At 35.7% G+C, this 22,580-nt stretch carries 19 protein-coding genes; 3 read left to right on the top strand and 16 right to left on the bottom strand.

Going from position 1 to position 22,580, the window contains the following annotated elements:
- The first annotated feature begins 4 nt into the window (after nt 1–4).
- From DN752_RS19995 to DN752_RS19985, 3 genes are all read left to right on the top strand, one after another.
- Nucleotides 5–1,492: a SusD/RagB family nutrient-binding outer membrane lipoprotein gene (locus tag DN752_RS19995; RefSeq protein ID WP_112785610.1), complete on the top strand. Its 1,488-nt coding sequence runs from the start codon at nt 5–7 to the stop codon at nt 1,490–1,492.
- A gap of 466 nt (nt 1,493–1,958) precedes the next feature.
- Nucleotides 1,959–2,537, top strand: a complete 579-nt coding sequence (locus tag DN752_RS19990) for a helix-turn-helix domain-containing protein (protein WP_112785609.1) — start codon at nt 1,959–1,961, stop codon at nt 2,535–2,537.
- A 45-nt stretch (nt 2,538–2,582) separates the two neighbouring features.
- A complete protein-coding gene (locus DN752_RS19985) occupies nt 2,583–3,494 on the top strand; it encodes an alkaline phosphatase (protein ID WP_112785608.1) in 912 nt (303 codons plus the stop codon).
- A 304-nt stretch (nt 3,495–3,798) separates the two neighbouring features.
- On the opposite strand, the gene DN752_RS19980 is transcribed toward DN752_RS19985, so the two are convergent.
- The 16 genes from DN752_RS19980 to pseC form a co-directional block, all read right to left on the bottom strand.
- Nucleotides 3,799–4,725 carry a nucleotidyltransferase family protein gene (locus DN752_RS19980; protein WP_112785607.1) on the bottom strand — a complete coding sequence of 309 codons (927 nt, stop codon included), beginning with the start codon at nt 4,723–4,725 and terminating at the stop codon, nt 3,799–3,801.
- A 317-nt stretch (nt 4,726–5,042) separates the two neighbouring features.
- Nucleotides 5,043–6,767, bottom strand: coding sequence for a capsule assembly Wzi family protein (locus DN752_RS19975; RefSeq protein ID WP_112786629.1), 1,725 nt, complete (start codon nt 6,765–6,767; stop codon nt 5,043–5,045).
- Nucleotides 6,768–6,797: 30 nt separating this feature from the next.
- A complete protein-coding gene (locus DN752_RS19970; protein WP_112785606.1) occupies nt 6,798–7,787 on the bottom strand; it encodes an NAD-dependent epimerase/dehydratase family protein in 990 nt (329 codons plus the stop codon).
- Nucleotides 7,788–7,934: 147 nt separating this feature from the next.
- The gene (locus DN752_RS19965) at nt 7,935–8,756 is read right to left on the bottom strand and encodes a glycosyltransferase (protein WP_112785605.1); all 822 of its coding nucleotides are present in this window, start codon (nt 8,754–8,756) and stop codon (nt 7,935–7,937) included.
- Complete coding sequence (locus tag DN752_RS19960) at nt 8,757–9,887, bottom strand: sialidase family protein (protein ID WP_162633289.1); 1,131 nt, start codon at nt 9,885–9,887, stop codon at nt 8,757–8,759. It abuts the gene before it with no gap.
- 80 nt (nt 9,888–9,967) lie between these two features.
- Nucleotides 9,968–11,101 (bottom strand): EpsG family protein, encoded by a 1,134-nt coding sequence (locus tag DN752_RS19955; RefSeq protein ID WP_112785603.1) that lies wholly within the window; start codon nt 11,099–11,101, stop codon nt 9,968–9,970.
- Entirely contained in the window at nt 11,101–12,075 is a 975-nt protein-coding gene (locus tag DN752_RS19950) for a hypothetical protein (protein WP_112785602.1), read from the bottom strand. Before DN752_RS19950 ends, DN752_RS19955 begins: the two co-directional genes overlap by 1 nt.
- Nucleotides 12,065–13,264 (bottom strand): glycosyltransferase family 4 protein, encoded by a 1,200-nt coding sequence (locus tag DN752_RS19945; protein ID WP_112785601.1) that lies wholly within the window; start codon nt 13,262–13,264, stop codon nt 12,065–12,067. Before DN752_RS19945 ends, DN752_RS19950 begins: the two co-directional genes overlap by 11 nt.
- Complete coding sequence (locus tag DN752_RS19940; protein ID WP_112785600.1) at nt 13,255–14,280, bottom strand: glycosyltransferase family protein; 1,026 nt, start codon at nt 14,278–14,280, stop codon at nt 13,255–13,257. The genes DN752_RS19945 and DN752_RS19940 overlap by 10 nt, the downstream gene beginning before the upstream one ends.
- A 1-nt stretch (nt 14,281) precedes the next feature.
- A complete protein-coding gene (gene wecB, locus DN752_RS19935) occupies nt 14,282–15,430 on the bottom strand; it encodes a non-hydrolyzing UDP-N-acetylglucosamine 2-epimerase (RefSeq protein ID WP_112785599.1) in 1,149 nt (382 codons plus the stop codon).
- Nucleotides 15,431–15,469: 39 nt separating this feature from the next.
- Nucleotides 15,470–16,555 carry a polysaccharide pyruvyl transferase family protein gene (locus DN752_RS19930; RefSeq protein ID WP_112785598.1) on the bottom strand — a complete coding sequence of 362 codons (1,086 nt, stop codon included), beginning with the start codon at nt 16,553–16,555 and terminating at the stop codon, nt 15,470–15,472.
- Nucleotides 16,556–17,121: 566 nt separating this feature from the next.
- The gene (locus tag DN752_RS19925; protein WP_162633288.1) at nt 17,122–18,552 is read right to left on the bottom strand and encodes an MATE family efflux transporter; all 1,431 of its coding nucleotides are present in this window, start codon (nt 18,550–18,552) and stop codon (nt 17,122–17,124) included.
- A 128-nt stretch (nt 18,553–18,680) separates the two neighbouring features.
- The gene (gene pseI, locus DN752_RS19920) at nt 18,681–19,724 is read right to left on the bottom strand and encodes a pseudaminic acid synthase (protein WP_112785596.1); all 1,044 of its coding nucleotides are present in this window, start codon (nt 19,722–19,724) and stop codon (nt 18,681–18,683) included.
- The gene (locus tag DN752_RS24595; protein ID WP_162633287.1) at nt 19,721–20,731 is read right to left on the bottom strand and encodes a GNAT family N-acetyltransferase; all 1,011 of its coding nucleotides are present in this window, start codon (nt 20,729–20,731) and stop codon (nt 19,721–19,723) included. The genes pseI and DN752_RS24595 overlap by 4 nt, the downstream gene beginning before the upstream one ends.
- The gene (gene pseF / locus DN752_RS19910) at nt 20,706–21,422 is read right to left on the bottom strand and encodes a pseudaminic acid cytidylyltransferase (RefSeq protein ID WP_245949325.1); all 717 of its coding nucleotides are present in this window, start codon (nt 21,420–21,422) and stop codon (nt 20,706–20,708) included. Before pseF ends, DN752_RS24595 begins: the two co-directional genes overlap by 26 nt.
- Nucleotides 21,394–22,578 (bottom strand): UDP-4-amino-4,6-dideoxy-N-acetyl-beta-L-altrosamine transaminase, encoded by a 1,185-nt coding sequence (gene pseC / locus DN752_RS19905; protein WP_112785594.1) that lies wholly within the window; start codon nt 22,576–22,578, stop codon nt 21,394–21,396. Before pseC ends, pseF begins: the two co-directional genes overlap by 29 nt.
- Nucleotides 22,579–22,580: the final 2 nt, after the last annotated feature.

Raw genomic sequence — 22,580 nt, 5'->3', positions numbered from 1 at the left:
AACAATGAAATATATAAACACTATTTGCTTACTGGCCTTGGTCCTGATGACCACTAGCTGTTTGGACTTTGAGCAGCTTCGTAACAACCCCAACAATCCGCAAACGGTACCACCTAGCTTGCTGTTCACAGAGCTGATCCCTGCACCGCAGTCCTCCTTTGCTGGGGATGCCTATTCTTTTTCCCAATACCATATGTGGATTGCCACTGATAATGCCACGGCACCTAGTTATCAATTTGGCAGGGGCAACTTTACCTATGAAAAAATCAGGAATATCGACAAAATGGATGAGGAAGCAGCACATGCCAACGCTCCCGTCTATAGTATTATGGGCAAGTTTTTCAGGGCATACTATTACCTAGAAATGACGAGGAGAATGGGCGATATTCCGCTCTCTGAGTCGATGAAAGGGGCAGAAAACCCTACCCCAGCTTATGACACACAAAAAGCAGTGTACATTCAAGCCCTAGATTGGCTAGATGAGGCCAATCTAGCTCTCGGCAATTTCATACAGACCAATCCTGGGGAATCCCTGGAAGGCGACGTATATTTTAATGGTGACCTGAAAAAATGGCAAAAAGTCATCAATGCCTATACCATTAGGATATTGGTAAGCCTAAGTAAAAAGGAAGAAGATGCCGACTTGGACATAGCAGGTAGAATGCAGCGTCTCTATTCCCAACCTGACCAATACCCGCTATTGGATGGACTGGATGACAACGCCCAACTCACATACAGAAATGAGGACGGTTTTAAGCAAACCTATAACCCTGACAATGCCGTGTACAGAGCTGCCATTGTCTATGTGGATACTTATATCGATATGCTGAAGAAATACGAGGATCCTAGATTGATGGCCGTAGCTGATCCCACCCAAGATGCAATGGATGCCAATCCCGGTAATGAAGGTGATGTGCGTGCCAGTTTTGACAGTTATGCAGGAGCGGATTTTTCTGCCAACGGAACTGTCAATTCATCCAAAAAACTTGATGGAGATTTTTCATTTCCCAATGAAGAAAAATATTGGAACTTTATAGGGCAGCCGGCTATTTGGATCGGCTATGCAGAACAAGAACTCAATTTGGCCGAAGCCGCTCATAGAGGTTGGATTTCTACTAACGCAGCTACTCATTATAGCCAAGGTATCACAGCTTCTATGGCTTTCTACGGGATCGCAGAACAAGCTGCTACTGAATACATCAATTCCCATGCACCTTACATTACAGGTGATGAGGGACTTTCCAGGATCCACGAGCAGATGTACCTTGCTTTAGCGGAAAATTCAGACTGGGAATCCTTTTTCATGACCAGAAGGACAGGGATACCAAGCTACAAATTCAGCAGTGAAAACGAGGTGGACCAAATCCCAGTAAGGTGGATGTATCCTTCATCAGAAAATGACATCAACCAAGAAAACTACCGGAATGCCCTGATTAGCCAGTTTGGTACTGAAACCGACGACAGGAATCAGGTAATGTGGATATTGAAGTAATTTGCCACAGATCATAGCAACATGGAAAACCGTAAAAGGCCATCATGTCAACTGACGGTTTTCCGTGTTTTATCATCCCTTAATCGGTAATTTATTGCTACCTTGGAGCTCAAAAGTTTTGAACTCAGTTTATACATTAGCAATCTTAGTAGCCTGTACCGACGGATATCGGAAAAAACTGGAAGCACTAGGAAATCAGTTGGTATGGAAGTGTGGGATTAGCACCGAAAGGGTGTACCTTGTCTCACCGCCAGCTAAACCTATCTAGGCCAGATAGAACCGATAAATAAAGCGTAGGACTGATTTTGTCTTTGGCGGATCAAGTCACAATGACTGTGCGCCGTAGCGTAGATAGACTAATGTATATCCGGGTAGAAATAAAAATGGCCAATATGCCCTAGATCTACAACCGGCACTATGGGAGGCTGTCCACATAAACACGTACACTTCATCCTTTTTTTGTATTATGGAAGATTATGTTTTGGTTCAGATCAGTAATAAAATCAAAAACACCCGACGCTCTAAAAACCTCACCATCCAAGATCTGGCAGAACGTGCCAGGGTAAGCAAAGGGCTCATATCACAAATAGAAAATGGACGGACGATTCCCTCTTTACTAGTGTTGATCCAGATCATTGGTTCCTTGGAAGTGGACCTGATGGAGTTTTTCGCTGGGCTATCGCTTAACGACAAAGGACTCAACATCCTGGTAAAACGAAAAGATGAGTACGAAACCTTCGAAAAAGAACCTGCCGAAGGCTATCTGTACCACCGGATTTTCACCAAAGGCTTTGTCAAAACTACTATTGACATTGTCCTGCTGGAAATAGCACCAGGAAGCAAAAGGGAGTACGTGACTACAGACGCCTACGAATATAAGTTCATGGTTTCGGGGGAAGTCACCTATGACTTCAAAACACACACGATAAAATTAAGGGAGGGGGATTCATTATTGTTTGATGGGAATATTGCCCATAATCCAATCAATGAAACTGATAAAACAGCCAAAATGTTGGTGATCTATTTCTTCAAAGACCACAGCTGACAAAATTTTTAACAACCTCAAAATTGTGGAAATTCCACCGATCAAATGAAAAACGTAACAAAAAAAACCAAGTTCATTCTATTGCTCCTTCTCTTTCCATTGCTTGTCTTCGGGCAGCATCCTTCGAAGCCAGCCCTTAAGCATGTCATCCTTATTGGATGTGACGGGCTAGGTGCCTATGCCATGCCTAACGCGGAAATGCCCTATCTCAAAAAAATGATGGAGAAAGGTAGCTGGACATTGGAAGCCAGGTCAGTGCTTCCCTCTTCCAGTGCCGTAAACTGGGCTTCCATGATTATGGGAGCAGGTCCTACCGCCCACGGATATACCGAATGGGGAAGCAAAACCCCAGAAATCCCTTCAGGCACGATTGACAACTATGGCCTTTTCCCGTCCATCTTTGGTCAATTGAGACAGCAACAGCCTTCCGCTACTTCTGCCGCCATCTACAGCTGGGGAGGGATTGGCCCATTGTTGGAGAAAGATGCTATCGACTGGGTAATCGATGGAGAGGGAAAAGACGATTGGTGCGCACAAAAAGCAGCATCACTCATCAAGGAGGAGCAGCCCAACCTGCTATTTGTGCATTTTGACCAACCTGACGGAGTAGGCCATAACATAGGCCACGACACTCCGGAATACTATGATGAACTAAAAAATGTAGACAAACGAATAGAGACAATATACAAAGCCGTACAAGAGGCCGGTATTGCAGACCAGACGGTGATCATCGTATCTTCGGACCATGGAGGTATTGACAAAGGACATGGAGGTAAGTCCACTGAGGAAGTCTACATTCCTTGGGTCATCCAAGGACCCGGCATTCAATCCAACCACGAAATTACCGACTTGGTAATGACCTATGACACCGCAGCGACCATCGCAAGGCTTTTGGGTGTTACCCCACATACTTCATGGAGAGGAAGGCCCGTTACAGATAGTTTTATAATTCCTTAAACTTAAACCCGGAATATGCATTAGCCTATCTATTGCGACCTTAAACTGCTTCAAAATCAGCCGTTTCACTTTAGTTTTCGGCATAACCGTAGCGGTGCTACGCTAATGCCTCCAAACTAACTGATTTTCTTGCAATTTCAGCTCTCACTACGATTCCTAACGCATAATCCGGGTTAAAAAAAGCCATCCGCTGTCGTGGATGGCTTTTTTAATAAATTTATTTTCATAAAAACCTTATCGTGGTTTCAGAAATCATCATTTTTCACTGGGAAAGATGAGGTGAGACGAACTATTTCTAAGTGATTTACAATTCTACACGCTCCACAGTCCAAAGCTTCTCGGGATAAGTTCCCTGCTGGTGCAATTCTACCAAAGAAGCCTCAACAGCTACCCTATCCTCTGGATATGTCACGCCAAACCAAGTCTTTCCTCCCTCCAAAATCTTGACTGATGCTTTCTCTTCAGCAATAAGGGAGTTTATTACTGTCGGGATATAAAATTCTGCTTTGATATTGTCCTTAGATTCTTCCAAAAACACGTTCCATCTCTTTTCGGTCTCCGCAAAGAAAGAAGGCTGAACCCCCCAGCAGTTCATGGATACTGGAGTATTTTCATTGATCTCCAAAACATCCTCTCCCATCCTGCTGATGATCTTTCCCTCTTCTCGAGAGATTTTTTCCCTCTCGGTCATCCCGGTCAGTTCACCATTATCGTTGGCATCACAGACCCCACGATTGACCGTTCCATGCTTAGAAAGGACATTTTTTAGTGCATAACCCACCATGCAATGTTGGTTTTTGGTCTGGGGATGGGTCAAAAAGTCGCCCAGTTGTTCAATGGCCTCTTTTCCATAAAAATCATCTGCATTGATGACCGCAAAAGGTTCTTGGATGACCTCCTTGGCACAAAGCACCGCATGGGCGGTTCCATAAGGTTTTGTACGTTCAGGGTTTTGATATGCTGCAGGCACCAAGCTGGTGAGGGATTGTAGTACAAATTCAACTCGGATCTGATCGTTTATCTTTTCGAGAAAACGGTCCTTTACCAAATCAAGGATCTCTGCCCTTACGATAAAAACCACCTTACCGAATCCGGCCTGAATGGCATCATAAATGGCATATTCCAAAATGGTTTCGTTATTAGGGCCAAAGCCATCAATCTGCTTGTTTCCACCATACCGCGAGCCCATACCCGCAGCTAAAATCAAAAGTGTAGGTTTTGTTGTTTGCATTATATATATATTGTTTATTAGGGTCTGTTGTTGAGGTCACCCCTAGCCCCTTAAAAGGGGAATTAAGAGATCGTATTTAAGAACGTTGTTTGAAGCGATTTTTAAGTTCGCCAAGCAATTTTTCGTCTGGCAGAAAAAATCAGTTACACCCTAGCCCCCTGAAAGGGAATAAAATCTAATCTTTCAGTAACGATTATTTCAAACAAATTGCCTTATTCACAAGGTGACTAGAAAGTCAAAATCATTTTTTAAAACTAACTCATTACCTAAAAAGTAATCCAGCTCACTTCTCAAAACTCAAGTCTCCTATCTCCATACTACTTCTTCCCAATCAAATAAATCAAATGCGCCTGTGCAAACACACTGAATTTATCCTTACCCACTGGAAACTCTTCTGTACTTGCCGGGTCCAGTTGCCACTGGTAATTCAGCCCATTGATCATCTGTAGTCGGGAGCTTAGTAAAAACCGGTCCCACTGGTAATCAAACAGGAAGCCAAGGGAAAGATCTACCCAAGGTTGTCTTTCTTCCTGCTGGCCAAGGCCTCGGTAGTAAAAATCTTGATGATTAGCCAAACGTTCAAGAACTATTCCGTATTTATTTAATTTATCGATTAAGGATACTTCGATGGTTTGGACATTACTGCCTGTGCCAATGCCTACCCCAAGTGGTTGGCCATAATTAGTGAAGCCTCTTACCTGATAATGGGTGTGCCAAGTGTTGTTACCTCCCAACCCTTCGTATCTTATATACCTATTTACTGATTCTTGTTGTTGGGTCATTTCAGCTCTTAGTTGGATATATTGATTTTTATAGGGAAGCTTAAACAATTTATTAAATCCTAGTATATATGCCCTTGCATGTTCTGGATTCAACACAAATTCACGGGCTGTTAATGAATGATCTCTCCTACCATACTCGAAATACAGTTCTGCATTTGCTTTGGTAAACAAGTACCGACCAAAAACTGAAACTTGTTGATCCTGTGCTTTACTATCATAATCAACAGAATTACCATTATCAAACAATCCACTTTTTGTAAAAGTCTCAAAGATAGGAAACCAATCTCCAAATGAATTTCCTTTATCTTCGTTATATTGTTGAAATGTTCGATTAACCCCTAGAAATAGTCCAGGAATCCATTTTGGTTGATAGCTAATGGAAAAACCATTAACATATCTCCAATCCATTGACAGATCTTTAAAGTATTTTTGGTTTAAGGATTCCCATTGGCTAGGTTCAATGCCCGAAGACTCCAACCTCCCCATAATTATTTGACCTTCAAATGATCCTAAAAAGGTTTTTGCAGGTCTTGTAGTATTTAAAGTTAAATGAGGGAAGCCTGGGGCATTATTTGAGAATATCAATGCATTAAACTGACCAGGCCCCCACCAGATATTTTCGGTTGAGGCCCCTATTTCAAACGAACCATAACTTAATGTAATCTTTGATTGTCCTAAACCAAATTTGGTATAGGTATTCTCTCCAAATCTTTCTGGACTGTCCCCATAATTCCAGTACCAAAATCTAGCGCTATTTACGCTGTTGCCAAAGGTGTTAGGATAGCCAGCAAAATCAGAATTCTGAGCCCATGTCCACTCTGGCATTAGTTGGATATTAATGAAATGGAATTTAGCTGCTATTCCCCCTGTCAGCATATTTTGAAATCCTACATTGGGGATCATAGGCCCGTCTCCCCAGCCATAGGGTCTACCCGAATTATAGGTCATAGTATTTCTTATAGGTAGGTAGCTGATGTACTTTTTATCTACATTTCCACTTTTTTGCCCAATATCACTACCTATTTGAAATCCTGTATAATCATTAAATACCTCATTATTATAAAATAAAGATGGTTGAAGTGGACGAATATTAAAACTTATAGCCGAATCCAATTCTCCCAACAATTGTCTTCGCCGCATTGCTTCCTCAAATAATGGCATTCCTGCAGGAATAGATTGGCCATAGATAGTAGTAGAATTGGTTAAAAGAATTAAAACTCCTACGAATAAAAACTTTTGAAAAACTCCCTTAAACGTCATTTTCATTTAATAACTACACCAAAATTCAAATTACTCGCTATAAAAAAGCTCACCTTCTTTCTTTTCCACAAATTCATATTGTAATGTTTGAGCTAAACCTTGCTCTATCGATACAGGAGCTTTAAATCCTGATTGTTCTATATTTGTATTAAAACAAGTATTGGAACAAAATTTCTTAACCCTTATAGAACTAATGGGCAACTTTTTACCTGAAATCTTTGATCCTAAATCTAAGATTTTCCCCATTCCATAACCAATTGGATAAGGGATTCGCAATCCAATTTTTTCGCTTTTTCCAAGTGCTCTAAATACCTTTTTGACCAAAACATTCATGGTAAAATCAGGTTTATCAATATAGTTATATAGATGAACTCCAGGCTTAAAATCTATAGCATATTCTAAAAATGCAGCAACATTTTCCACATACGCCATTGATTTTACATTTTCCCCACTGCCAACCATTACAAATTTCCCTAAAGCAATTTGTTTAAGCAAATTGTATACATTGCCTCGATTTTGCTCTCCGAAAACAACAGTCGGCCTAATAATAACTAATGACCGGTTATTTGTGTCTTTAGCTTGCCACTCTCTATATACTTCTTCGGCCAAAAATTTCGTCCTCCCATAATCATTAAAATAATTTATTTCACCTGACTCATCAATTCCTATAGGGCCAAAACCATATACTGCTACAGAGCTGGTGAAGATAATTTGATTTACCCCCTTTTTCTCAGCGGCTTCACAAACCCTTCTAGCTCCATCGACATTCACTTCATCATACAGAGATATTGGAGTAACATCATCTCTGTGTTCTGCAGCTAGATTTATAATTGTACCACCTTGAATCAAATCAATCAAATCTTTATCTCGTACATCAACTATTGTTGTTAAATTTGGAAAGGATTTACTTTGATTTTTATCAAAAATTTCAAAAATCTTATCACTATTTGTTAAGCGTTTACACAGTCTCGTACCAATAAACCCTGACCCTCCGATAATATTTATTTTTTTTTCTTGCATATTGAGTAATGAACACTTTTAACACATCATTTTTAGATTCTAGGTTTTAAAACTACCCTCCTTTTTGATAAAGTTTATAATTTAGTTGTATAACTAAAGGAAATCATTTTCTAAGAAGTAAATTTAAAAATTCTAGATGAAGTTAACTCATCTTAACAAAATTTTATAAAACAATTTCAGTAAGGGCTTGGGTAAAATTCTTAGGGGAACTCTTGTGACAATGAGTCTACAAAATTCATAAAATGTAATTAAAGATTCCTTAAAAGCAAGATTTAAAAAATTTATTTCTTTTACTAAATAATTTATACCATGCCTCCTTCCGATCATATCATTTCCAATTCTAAAATACAAAAGGGGATCCTGAATGTTATATACTATATAACCATTTAAATTATTTAATAATCGCAGCCATAAATAGTAATCTTCAAAATATATCATGGTTTTGTAAGACCCCACATTTATAATTGCAGATTTGCGAAATGCAACCGATGGATGATTAAAGGGATTCCTTTGTTTGGAATATTTAATTATTTGATCATGAATTTCAGGTACTTCTTTTATAACCTTCAAATCCCCTGGCACCTTATTAAACTCCTCAACAAAACTACCTACTAAAACAGCTGACGGGTTATTACTTAAATATCCGATTTGCTTTTCAAACCTATCTGAAACGCAAATATCATCCGTATCCATTCTAGCAATAATATTATATTTACAATTTTCAACCCCTATTCTTAAGGCTTTCCCTAGCCCTCCATTTTCCTCAAGTGGAAAAACTCTAATTTTGCTTGGGTATTCATGGATAAAATTTAAAATAATATTATCAAGTTCTTCAGTTAACGGCCCATCTTTGACAATCAATAATTCCGTTGGAGGTAATGTTTGATTAAAAATACTGGCAAGTGCGTCGGTAAAAAAAACAGGGTCTTCTTTGATATAAACTGAAATCAGCACAGAAAATTTCTCCATTTAATATTCCTTTATTAGGCTAAATGTTTTACTTACTATAGCTTTACGGTCCAAGTTATTAGAGTTTTTCCTTGTAAAATCTGAATAAACAAGCATAAATCTATTATTACTAACACTTTTCAATCCTGTATAACCACATGTGCCTTTATCATCATCTAACACTATATATTTATCACTCCATGAATCGCCTCCATCACTACTATAATAAAGTTGAATGCCAGGTCTCCCCGTAGATAAGACTATTACTCCATTTTCAAGTTGAACTAATTTTGGCATCACTCCAGATTTAGCAATAACCTTGGGTTTACTCCAGGTCGCACCTTTATCAATAGATTTGGTAAAATACAAAGGCCTATTACCAAACCCGTTTGTAGACCTTACAACGCAAACAAATGTACCATCCTTCAGTATAAGGAATGATGGTTCCATAAATCCATCAGAAATACTATATGCCTGTTTAACTTTATCCTTTTTAGGATCTACAAAATATTTAATGACACCCTTTTTACTCCATGAAATTCCAAAATCTGAGGACTCGTATATTATTACACCTGATGGTTTTACCGTGCCATCTTCGATGTAATAACTTGGAGACATAGCAGCATAGAGGATTTGTGAATTTTCATCATAAATTATATTTCCCCACCACACAAAAGGCAAAATTCCATCTTGCTCGTATCGAATAAAATCCGGATCTTTAATATTTACTTTGTATGGCTGAAACTTCCCATTACAATTTCTTGCTAAATATGCTCCTTGATATTTAGGTGGTAAATCTTTATCATAATAAAATCTTACTTTCCTTCTAGAATAGGAGTTTTTTAACTCCCCAATACTCTTTTCTTTAATAGAATCAAGAAGCTTAACGGATGGTTTCGTATAAAGCTTTATCCTACATCCATTTGGTAAGAGGACTCCTTCTTTGCTTTTATCCCAAGTTATCGGCTTCCAGCTTTTTCCCTCATTGGAGGACATCATCCTAACCGTCTTCCCTTTTCCTAAATTTGAAATATTATCTTCATTCATACTCCAGGAAACATAAAACTCGTCATCTGAGATGGAAAGAGTCGGAAATTGGAAATGCCCCCAAGGTTCTTCATTTTCCGCTTTTGCTATGACTTTCTCATCCATAAGATCAATTTTGTATTGAGCCTTTACGGTTCCAATCAAACAAATAAAACAAAATAAAATTATTTGGCACTTCATATTTCTTATCCATTTAAATTAATAACACTTTTATAGGGCAAATATTGATACTCGCCATCTGCTTCCTTGACTGATATACCTTTAAAATAATACATTCCTATGTATAACACAAAAATCATACTGAAGAGGAACCTAACCTTTCTTTCATCGAAATACATCTTAAATATTAGCGGTAAAAGAAAAATTAGCGATACATAGAATACTCCGCCTATTCTCTCAGCAAAAACCCCATTAAAACTTAACAAAAGCAGAAACAACAAAGAAAAATAAAATCCATTAAATATTATTTTATTTACATCACTGCTACTCTTAGAGGTATTTTCTCTAGCTTTTACAATAATCAAGGAAAATATTAAAAGTAAATTAAATATTACCCCCATAGCAATTCCATAGTTTCCTTCTGCACCGACATTAATATAATATACGGATTTATAAAACTGGTATTTAGGACTCCAATAGAAAAGATAATCAAGAACTTTAGTTACCAAGTCCAGCTTCGTTAAAATTAAAAAAATAGAAAAAACTAATGTGCCAATTATTATTTTGTATGAAATCTTTTTATTCATAATCCATAAAAATGGAATAAACAATAAAGACATATAATGAAAGAAGGAACTAATCACCAATAAAGCAATACTATTTTTTTTATTATTTTTATTTACCAATAATGAAAATGAATGCCAAATGAAAGAAGTCGCTACTCCATGTCTAATGACATTAAAATTATGTGAAAAAAAATACAGACCTACATATGTTAAGAATACCAAATAAAAATTTAAATTGAAATGCCTAGAAGCAGCGTGATAATTATATAGTATTAAACAAATACAAACAAAACTTACAAAAGGAAAACCTAAGCTTGAAATTTTTGCAATAACATTTAAAAAACTATACCCTGGTTCAATAACTCCATTGAAAGGTTTTCTGAAAAATTGAGAAAGTGTTGGAGAATTTTCATAAATACGTAAATAAGTTTCGTAATCAGTTCCCACTTCCCTACGGAGAATTGTAACAAAAATTAAAAAAATAATTAAAAGATAGAAGGCTATTTTAAGCTGTTTTCTATATTTCTCAGTTAATTCAAAGTAAACAAAAGTCAACGAAGCTACCCATAAATAAATGAATAAATAGATTCCCATTATGATATATCTCCCCAATATTTACTTACAATTTCAATTTGCTCAAGACTAGGATTAACATTAAAATTATTAATAAAACATTTACTTATAATTTCAACATCGAAATTATAAGTATCCCAATCGGTTTTATCTCTTTGATTAGCCTCATTTAAGTTTAATCCATGATCCACCGCCAGGTTTTGGCGGAATAAAAAATGACCTTTTCCCAAACATATACAATAACCAATATGAGTCCCTACATTATTGGACATTGTAAAATCAGATAGTAGTATTATCGTCTTCAATCTGTCTAAAAAATACCTGTCATATATATGACCAGCACATGTGACTTTAAACCCCTTTTTAATATACTCCTCTGCTCGACCCAATTCAATATCCTTCCAATACATACATATAATTACACTATCATAATCAACCGCTATTTCACAAATTTTCTTTATAAAATCATTGCTATTAAAATCAACTATTGTCACATCATTTGAATGCGAAGGAAATACAACCAATGTCTTTCCCAAACTATTCCTTAATGCTGCAATATCCTCTTCTTTTAAAATAGTATTTGCATATTTTATATACGGGCCAACACACGACACCTCTTTTTGAATTAATTTCTTCCTCAGTTTGTGTCTGCGATATTCTGAAAACGTTACAATTTTAGGCACATAGCTTGCATGGTTATGTTTTTGGACTAGATCCCCTAAAATCAAGCCATGTTCTATCAAACAATTGTCTATATCTAATTCTAAACCTGCCTCCTGAAAAACCTTACCTATACCATATAAATTATTATCTTTTATATTAAAGTAAGGATATAAATTAAGAGGTCGTGCTAGTTCTTTATAATTAAACAATGGAGTATGTTTTCTTCGCTCAATTTCCTTTACTTCACCTCTATTTCTCAATTTTATAACTAAAAAATAAATAGAACTCAATGCCTTACTTCCTAATACACTTTTTTTAATTCTATTCAGCATTACAACTAAGATTAGAAAATATATCCAAATAATTATGTATCATGTCCATACCTTGAAATTCACTAAGAAAGCGCTCCCTAGAGTTCATAGCATAAATACCTATTTTGTCTTTCTCTTGAGCCATCTTAATTAACCCTTTCAATATATTCTCTTTATTAGGATCAACTAACCAGCCATTCTCCCCTTGCTTCACCATTTCTCCCATTCCCCCGACGTTAGTCAAGAATAGCGGTTTGCCTTGCCTCATAGCTTCAATCACTGCCATTGGCATTCCTTCATCTCTGCTAACTAACAGAAACACGTCCATTTCAGCAAGAATATTGTCAACGTCATCCCTTTTTCCTAAAAAAATTACATTTTTCTGATTCTCACATTTATGAACCAATTTATTTACTAGAGGTCCATCACCCACAATATTCAGCTCATAACAATTCTGTACTTCAGTAGGCAACGACATAAATGCATCAATCAAAATATCAAAACCTTTCCTTTCCCCTACTGTGCCAACCGATACTATTCTAATTTTTGAGTCTATATTTCTATTAAAATTAGGTTTATTTATTGGAACATCGTCTAAACCATTATATACAACACGTGATTTCTTGTCATATTGTGGATAGTCATTAAAAAAAGTAGACCTAGCTCGTTGACTTAAAAACACAATCCTACTTACTTTTCTCAATGAATATTCAACAATTTTTTCAAGGTACTTAATTGCTTTTTTAGATTTTTTTAGAAAGGGATAAGTTTTATATATCATGTTTAATGGATCCCCATCACTGTGTAGTACAATAACAGATTCATTTAAACTATCCTTATACTTACTGAAGTATTCATAGCAAGTGAAAAAATCTTGAAAAAACAATACAGCATTTGAATCAGATTCCCCATATTTATCAACAACCTCTCTTGCATTATCAATAAATGCTTTTTTTAAAAAAAAATAAGAAGCCATTGGTATAAACAATGCCAATCTCATAATTTTATCTTTTAAAAGTGCTTTTATACCTTCATTCTTAATTCTTCCTTTCGTAACCTCCTTGTTATTTTGATCCCTATCTAATGAAAATATCTCAAATCCCACCCCATGTATATTATTGGTCTTATTCTTAAAATACCTTAAAAAAGTAGCGACGCCATTAGGAGCAGTTACATGCCCATAATACCAACAATCTATCTTTACTTGCATAATTCATTAATTTTTGCACCCAATAGCTCCACATATTTATCATCGCTATAGTATTCTGAAAAAATTCGTTTATAGCAAGTCATAATCATTTTCGCATCAATTCGCTTCTGGTGATGCTCCAATAGCTGATCTGCAATATTTTTATAATTATTATTATCCAAACATACTTTTACACCAAATTCTTTCAAGTCAATGTTTTCTTCAAAAGAGCTTACTGCATCAGTATATATCGGAATTATGCCACTAGCCAAATAGGAATTCATTTTGGTAGGGGTAGAGACTTTATTTACGATGTGGTTTTTTCTTAACAAAAAAGCGTACTTAAACTTTGCTAGATATTCTTGCAAATTCTCTAATGCCACATAATCCGTATAAACATTCCTCAACTCGTACTTATTGATTAATTCTTCTACCTTATTCTCTTCATTAGTTAAAATGGTAAATGTTGCAGAACTATTTAAAATCAAAATTTCAGCAAAAATTTGTGCCGCCTCTTCTAAACATTGCCAACTACTCATACTTCCTGCATACACAAAATTCAGCTTATCATACTTTCCATCTAAATGAAATAATTCTTCCTCTATTCCTTTATTATAACATGGAATTATTACGTCCTTCATACTTGAATATTGACCATACTTTTTCATATAATGGTCTTTCATTGCATTAGATACGAATATATTCAAAAACGAAGTTTTTAGAACTATTCTTTCTTTGTATGAAACATAATAGTATAATAATTTGCTTTTCAAACTGCCATCATTGATTAATACAGTTTCTTCTGGTTGAATCCCCTGAAACCAAAAAATATTGTTTTCCGAATATTTGGAGATTTTCAAATAGTCGACAATCCTTACGGTGAATGTAAAAGATTCCCTTTCTATTTGGGTATTTTCTAAGTCATGGATTTCATTAACTTCAATATCAATTTTCAGAAAAGCTTTCTTAACAATTTCACAAAAAAAGACTGTAGCATCATTTTTTGCTGAAGCTGGTAAATAGAAATAACAGATCATATTACTTTTTTATTTCATCCTCGTTCGTTTTTAAGGAGACATATTCAACAATCCTTGCACAAGCCTTTCCATCTCCATATGGATTATGCAACTCACTCATTTCTCTATATTTATCCTCATTCAGTAAAAGAAATTGGGATTCCGAAACAATCTTTTCCCTATCCGTTCCTACTAGCTTTACCGTCCCTACAGAGACGGCTTCAGGCCTCTCTGTGGTATCTCGCAGCACCAATACAGGTTTCCCCAAACTAGGTGCCTCCTCCTGAACCCCTCCCGAATCTGTTATGATAAGGTAAGATTCATTCATTAACCAAACGAATGAGGGGTAAGATAATGGGTCGATTAAATATATGTTATCGATGCCAGAAAGTATTTCGTAAACTGGACCTTTGACATTGGGATTTAAATGAACAGGATAAATTATTTGAACATCTTCATTATTTTCAGCGATACATTTTAGAGCTTCACAAATTTCTATAAAACCTCTTCCATGATTTTCCCTACGATGACCTGTAACTAAAATGAGCTTACATTCACTCTGAAGAATGGACTTCAAGTAGGTAATTTCATTATTCTCAATTTCCTTTACCCTCTTTACGCTCTCGAGTAGCGCATCAATTACGGTGTTTCCTGTAATTAGAATTTTAGAATCATCAACATTCTCTTTTAACAAATTTTGTTTAGCTAAGTGGGTTGGAGCGAAATGGTAATCAGCTAAGCGGCCAGTTATCTGCCTATTGATTTCTTCAGGAAACGGTGATTTTTTATTGAATGTCCTTAACCCAGCCTCTATATGACAAATTTTAGCACCAAAATAAAAGGAAGCTAAACTAGCAACCATTGAGGTACTTGTGTCACCATGGACATATACAAAATCAGGTCGAAAATCCTCCAAAACAACCTTTAGTTCAGTTAAAATATCAGCTGTTAATGAAAATAGGTTTTGATTTGGCTTCATCAAATTAAGATCATAATCCGGCTCAATACCAAAAAAATCTAAAACCTGATCTAGCATCTGCCTATGCTGAGCCGTAACACAAATTTTTGTATCAAACTCATCTTTCCTTTTTTTAAAAGTGTTGATAAGTGGCGCCATTTTTATGGCCTCAGGTCTAGTACCGAACACAATTAAATTCTTAATTAATCCCATCTATCAAATTGTTTAAATTCACTTCGTTTTGTAAAGTATTTAGGATTTCAGCATTTCTTTTGACAGCCTTTCGCCAAATAAATCCAACATATCATCAGCCATTTTCCTTCTTTCTGCTAATGCCCAAGTATAATCAATCTCATAATTAAGATTTGCAATTATATTGGTCAACTCACTAATATCAAATGGCTTTTTCCATAATTCAAGCTGAGGAACTTGATCACACAGAATCCTTAGCTTCGGTTCAATTTCAATACAAACAGTGGGCTTTCCTAAAATAGCTCCCAGTATTGCGCCATGATATCTTGCGGAGATAAAGCCGTCATATTCATTCAATTTCTTTAAAAAGACATCAACATTATCTATATCTGGATCCCAGACCAAATGGTCTCTCTCTGAGAGATAATTAGACCACTCTTTATCAATCAATGGGGCAAAAACAATAAATTCATATATAACCGGTGAACTATCCTTTTCAATAAATTCTTTTATACGTTTGATATATAGCGCGCCACTTTCCTCCCATTTCCAGTCACGAACAATTACACCAATTTTTCTTTTTGCATTATCTTTTCCAATCAGTTTCGGTATTTGAAAGTACGAAGAGAATACTACATCAGCCCCGAGATGGGACTCTATTCCCCATTCATTGCAATAATTAAACGATACTTCATCCCTTACTCCAATAAAAATCGATCCATTCATATGTTGTTTCGCATTTAACATGGCTATTTCACTTTTAAAAGGTCCCAGACCAAAACCGATAAAGGCATTTGGCACATCACTATACTTCCCTTTGGATGGGGCTATTTTATTAATTAAAAAATTATAAATCATTTGGGGGTTCAAAATCGCCTTACATAACTTCTCTAGAAAAGTCTTCTTACTCTTTCTTTCCCCAAACGAAAAAAACTGCGTCCCTCCACCATACACTACCACATCAGGATGAATTTCCAAATTATACTTTGAATGCTTTAGTAAATTATTTGGATAGTGCTTTTCTCTTCCAACAAAAACTAATTGTGAATTCTTAAACTCCCTATTTAAATATTCCTCAAACACAAGCATTAAAAGATCATCACCAAAATTTGACTCACCATAAGCTCCCTTTACAATAATTTTCATAGAATTATTTTTTATAGCCAGTATTATAATCTGGCCTTATCTCACCTTCGCTCTTAGCTTTAAGGTAAATCATATTCTTACTTTTTAACTTCAAATAGTGTTCTTCATCTCTAGAAGAAATCACTTTTGCGGGATTGCCTATCACAATTGACAAAGGAGGTATTTCACCAGCAACAACAGCTCCTATGCCCAATATTACCTCCTTCTCCGATTTGCTTCTATGTGCGGTACATAATACATTTGGCCCTATCCATTTGTTTTCCCAATTTTAACTCTCTTATATTCTTGCAAATGATCATACGAGATGTGTATTGAGTTCTTATATCGATGATTAGCTGAATGAAGTGATAAGTTAAATCCTATTATTGTGCCAAAACCTGTAGTTCTCCTCCTAATCCATTAATATTAGTTCAAGGGCCAATATTTATATAGATAGCTGCCCAATCTAATTATTTCTGGAAATACCATTTGAATATCAAAATACAGATCACAATGATTACCCTATTCTTTTAATGCTATTATACTTCTTTCAAGAGTCTTTTTTAAATTGACTTATTGCTCCCGTCTTAACTTACTATAGTTTGTATTTTATTTCTTAAAAAGGATCTTTCACGTCCATTCGTACCCAAAACTATTACAAGAATAACTACAGCAATTATAACACCCGAAATCTTAAATAATGATTTAAAAACTTCATCCCCTTCCATTACCTGATAATAGGTATTATTAACCAAATTCAGCAAAGCTACAACAACACTCATCACGCTGAAAATCCTAGCTAAAACAGTAGTAAAAAACAATTTAAGATCTAGCTCAAGCAAAAAGCATAGAAACATTAATCTAATAATCAATGAAAGAATACTGAAGATGATAGAAATTTTAAAAATAATTTCACCATCATAACCAGCATTCAAAAACATATATGAAATTGGCAAAATAAAGATATTCATTGAACCTAAGATTAACTGATATAGCTTAATCTTTCCTATCGCAGTTATCATTGTCATCAAGGATCCAGAGATAGAGTCAATCAGGATACCTATCAGGCACAATTGAATAAACTCAGCCGTGTTTTCAGGTACTTCTTTTAACCATATATGTAAGACATATTCAGTGTTAATAATTATAGGTACTATTAGCATGAGTATTAAGAAAAAAGAAAATTTTGAACCTTGCATCATCAAATTAATTGCCCTATCTCTATTATTAGAAGCATAGTTCTGAATTATCTGCGGATTCAATGCCAATTGAAAATTGGAAACAAACATATTAACTGCCGATAACACTTGTAAAGTAATCCCATATGCAGCATTGATAACAGTTCCAAAAAATAAATTTAATATTACATTACTTCCCTGTGATCTCAGGACAGCTGCCATATTTCCAAAAAGGCTCCACCCAGAATAAGATAATAACTCAGAATAATATTTTTTATCATATTCAAACCTAAACTTACTTTCATTAAAATGCCTTCTACAATAAATTTGGTAAATTACCCTGACAATAAATGCAACTAAAAATGTTAATATGGAATAGACGATTAATTTATCCTTATTAAGTGTCATCAATAAATAAACAGCCCCTAGCTTAAATAGAGCTTCAATTATACTTACATATGCAAAAATATTCATTTTTTCTCTTGCAATTATCAGAGAATTATAAGGGACTTGAATTATTCCCATAAGAAAAGTTATTACTGAAAACTGATACACCATATTGACAGCATAAGTCCTATCAATGGGATATACCATCTTATTATTGATATACCACAGTCCAATAGTTTCTGCTATTAGCAAACAAAAAAGGGCTAGAAAAAAGTGAATTGACAAAACAGCACTGAATGTTTTCTTTAGCCTTTCGATATCTGATTTCCCAATATCAAAGGATAAATACCTTTGAGTAGCTGCTGTCATTGAAGCATTTAAAAAACCCAACATTGCAACCACTCCTGCAACTAGATTATAAATACCATAATCTGATGTACCTAATTCGTCCAAAATTATTCTGGAAGTATATAATGTAACGCACATTATCAATAACATCCGAATATAAAGGAATGAGGTATTCTTAATTATACTGTTAGACAATTTCTATTTGTTACTTTCACAAAAAACTTAATAAAAATCTACTTTGGTGAAATAAATTCAAGGCTAAATTGATCCCCCCTTTCTAAGCTTCTATTTACTTTTTTGCCTAGTATATCACCGTAATATTTAGGGTGCAGACCAAATCCTGGCCTAATACTCCTTACATTTTTTTCTGTAATTAAATTTCCTTCTTTAATATCCTCAACCACATACAACGATCTGCTAAAATCCCTTCCTTTTTTCTGTTTTTCAGTAAGTTCGTAAGAAACTTTGCCTATAGCAGATTCCGCTTCTCTAACCGCCTTGACCATCTGGGTAAATTCTTCTTCATTCATCGAAAAAGGAGCATCTGGGCCACCAATTTCGCGATCCAATATAAAATGCTTTTCAATAATCTTTGCTCCAAAGGAAGTGGCCACAATAGGAACAGTACTGCCCATAGTATGATCAGAAAGCCCTGAAATCACACCAAACCGATCGGCCAAATCCTTTACCATAACCATATTTGCTTCATTTATTGGAGCAGGATAGCTAGAAGTACATTTTAGCAACGCAATATCATTATTCCCCATCCTTCTACAGGCATCTAAAGCTAAACTAATATCCTCTTCAGTAGCTATTCCTGTAGAAATAATCACCGGTTTTCCTTTTGAGGCCACATATTCAATCAATGGAATGTCGGTGATTTCAAATGAAGCTATTTTATAGGCAGGTACATTTAACGATTCTAGGAAATCAACGGATGTTAGATCAAAGGGAGAAGAAAAACATAATAAACCTTCTCTTTTTGCGGATTCGAAAATAGCTTTATGCCATTCCCATGGAGTATATGCTTCTTGATAGAGGTCATATAAATTTTTCCCTTCCCATATCGTTCCTTGAATCAAAAAATCAGGTTTCTTAGAATCAATAGTTATCGTATCCGCCGTATAGGTTTGTAATTTGATACAATCAGCTCCCGCTCTTTTGGCCGCTTTGACCGTTTCAAGTGCAGTTTCTAAGCTACCGTTATGATTTGCTGATAATTCTGCAATAATAAAAACTGAAGAGTTCTTGTCTATTTTAAAATCACCTATTTTCATGATAATGTTAATTCAAATTTAATCTCTGATTCATTTTCACAGTCTTTTTTATACCCCATTCCTTGAAATATCTTCACTGAGGGAGTATTTTCCTTAAGGACATAGCCATACACTTTTTGGACACCTGGCATATTGGTTCTAAATCTATTAACACCCTCCTTTAAAAGATACTTTCCCAGCCCTTTACCAGTATGGCCACTATCCACTAAATAGCTTATCTTGGCTGTCCTTCCTAAACTTTCAATATCAAATCTGATGGAACCAACAGGTTCATTATTCAATTCCAAGACATAATATTCACAATCATTGGATAGTATTTTAACTCTAAACCATTTATCATGGCTGCTTCTTTCTATTGGTTCTTGATTATAGGAGTACTTTCGGACTATGGCGTCATTTGCCCATTTAAAGGTTAGATCCACATCCTCAGAAGTTGCATTTCTAAGCGCCTTTTGTGGTTGAATTTTGGCATGGATAACCACATCAATAAATGAGTTTTCGAAAAAGCAATGTTCCTCTAATACTGCCTCTTTTACAAATCCTTGTCCCTCTAAAGCAGTGTACAGTCTTGGTCTTAGGTCGAATGCATAAGTAAATATCTTATGTAGGCCAAGTTGATCAAATGCTACTTTTTCAATCATTGATAAAAAACTGGCCCAATGAAATTCAAAATCCTTCTTTTCCAATGACGTCTTCATTATAAATGAGATCTCAGCATTCCGGTCTATCCAATTAATATGCACTAATCCTCCATAACCAATACAAATACCTTCTTTAAGAAATGAAAATAAAATTTGGCCAGGCATTTCTTGATCAAAAAGTTTTTCTACTACATCGGAAAAATAGACATCTTGATCCTCCTTGGTCAAACGTTTAGACTGACGCAAATGATATATTTGTTCATTTCGCCATTTCATAATTTTAAACCTATCCTCAAATCGAATAGGAACAATTTGAAATTCCCCCCTAGTAAAACTTTGCTTATTTAATACCTTGTAAGATCTCATACTTTAATTCGGCCAATTTCCAATCTATTTGGGTATCAATATCTTGCACCTTTAACTCAGAAAGTTCAATTCCCCCGGTATTATCACCAAAAAGTTGCTCCCTTTTAATTAAATCGTTAATTTTAAACCAATACCACTGACCGGCGTCATGGTAAACTTTTTTTAGATCTTGCGATCGTGAGCTTTTATATTCAGGCCATATCATCTTTACTGCCCCATCATCAACATTTTCAAAGCCTCTCCAAACAGGATAACTAAATGCCACCAAGGGGAATACACTACTTCTTCCTTCTTCTAACATTTTCCTGTACCCTAACTCTAAATCATTAATATCTACCAAAGGAGCTGTAGGGTAAATACAACAACCATTATCAAAATCCTTTCCGATACCTTTGTATGCTAAAATAACTTCCTTTATAACATCCAAAGTGGTCGAATAATCATCAGCATTTTTCGTAGAGCGAAAAAAAGGCACCTTTGCCCCCAATTCAATGGCAATATCTGCTATTTCATCATCATCCGTAGAAACCATCACTTCATCAAACAGATTACTACTTAATGCAGTTTCTATAGAATAAGCTATGATCGGTTTTCCCAGAAAATCCTTGATATTTTTTCGAGGAATCCTTTTGCTTCCTCCCCTAGCAGGTATAATACATAAATTAGCCATTGTAATATTCCTGTATGACATTGATAACCTTATTTTGCTCATCAGGTGACAATGATGGAAACATTGGGAGAGACAAACAGTTCCTGTAATAGCGTTCAGCATTGGGCATATCCCCTTCCTTCCATCCAAACTGTTTGTAGTATGGCATTAAGTGCGTAGGAATATAGTGGATTTGTGCAAAGATATGATTCTCTCTCAAATGATTGTATAGGCCAAGCCTATCCTCTACCTCTATCACATACAGGTGGTAAGCATGCCCTTCTACTATCCCTGATTGTCTAATCATAAAGGTAGCATTTTTGAAGGCCTCATAATATCTTTCGGCAATTTGTCTTCTCTTTTCCACTCCTTCATTGGCACGACTAAGTTGACTTAGCCCTAATGCTGCTTGAAAATCAGTTAGGCGGTAATTATACCCCAATTCCTGCATTTCCATATACCAAAGTGGATAAGTCTCTTTTCCTCCAGCAAAATCAATACTATTGGTATATAGGCTGTCATTTTTCACTATACCATGCGTACGAAGTGACAATAGCTTTTGGTATAGCTTTTCATCATTGGTAGTGATCATCCCACCTTCTCCAGCAGCAATATGTTTCACTGGGTGAAAAGAAAATATAGCCAAATCCGCAAATAGTCCATTTCCACAAAACTGCTTCTCGCCTTGAGCATCAACAAAATATCCACCTGGAGCATGACAAGCATCTTCCATTAACCATAAACCATATTCATCGCACAATCCACGGAATTCTTCCAAATTGACAGACCTACCCGCAAAATCAACAGGAATAATTCCCTTATAAGTACCTTTTGGTGAATTTTGGAGTAATTCTTTTACTGAGTTGATGTCCAACAAATAGGTATTTGGATCAATATCCGCAAAAATCACTTCTCCTCCGCAATATCTAACACAGTTTGCACTGGCTGCGAAAGTAATGGGTGTAGTAATAACCTTATCCCCAGGCTGAATTTCTAAAGCAATTGCATTAAGATGTAAGGCAGCTGTTCCATTGGAAACTGCTACTGCATATTTTGCTTCTACATATTTGGCAAATGCTTTTTCGAATTCTACAATTTTTGGCCCTTGGGTAAGGAAATCTGACTTTAAGGTGCCAACGACCGCCTGAATATCTTCATCAGTTATAAACTGCTTTCCATAAGGAATGATCTGACTCATAA

It is taken from the genome of Echinicola strongylocentroti (assembly GCF_003260975.1).
GTDB lineage: Bacteria > Bacteroidota > Bacteroidia > Cytophagales > Cyclobacteriaceae > Echinicola > Echinicola strongylocentroti.
The sequence above is the reverse complement of the archived record's forward strand: the minus strand, read 5'-3'. Positions and strand labels throughout refer to the sequence as shown.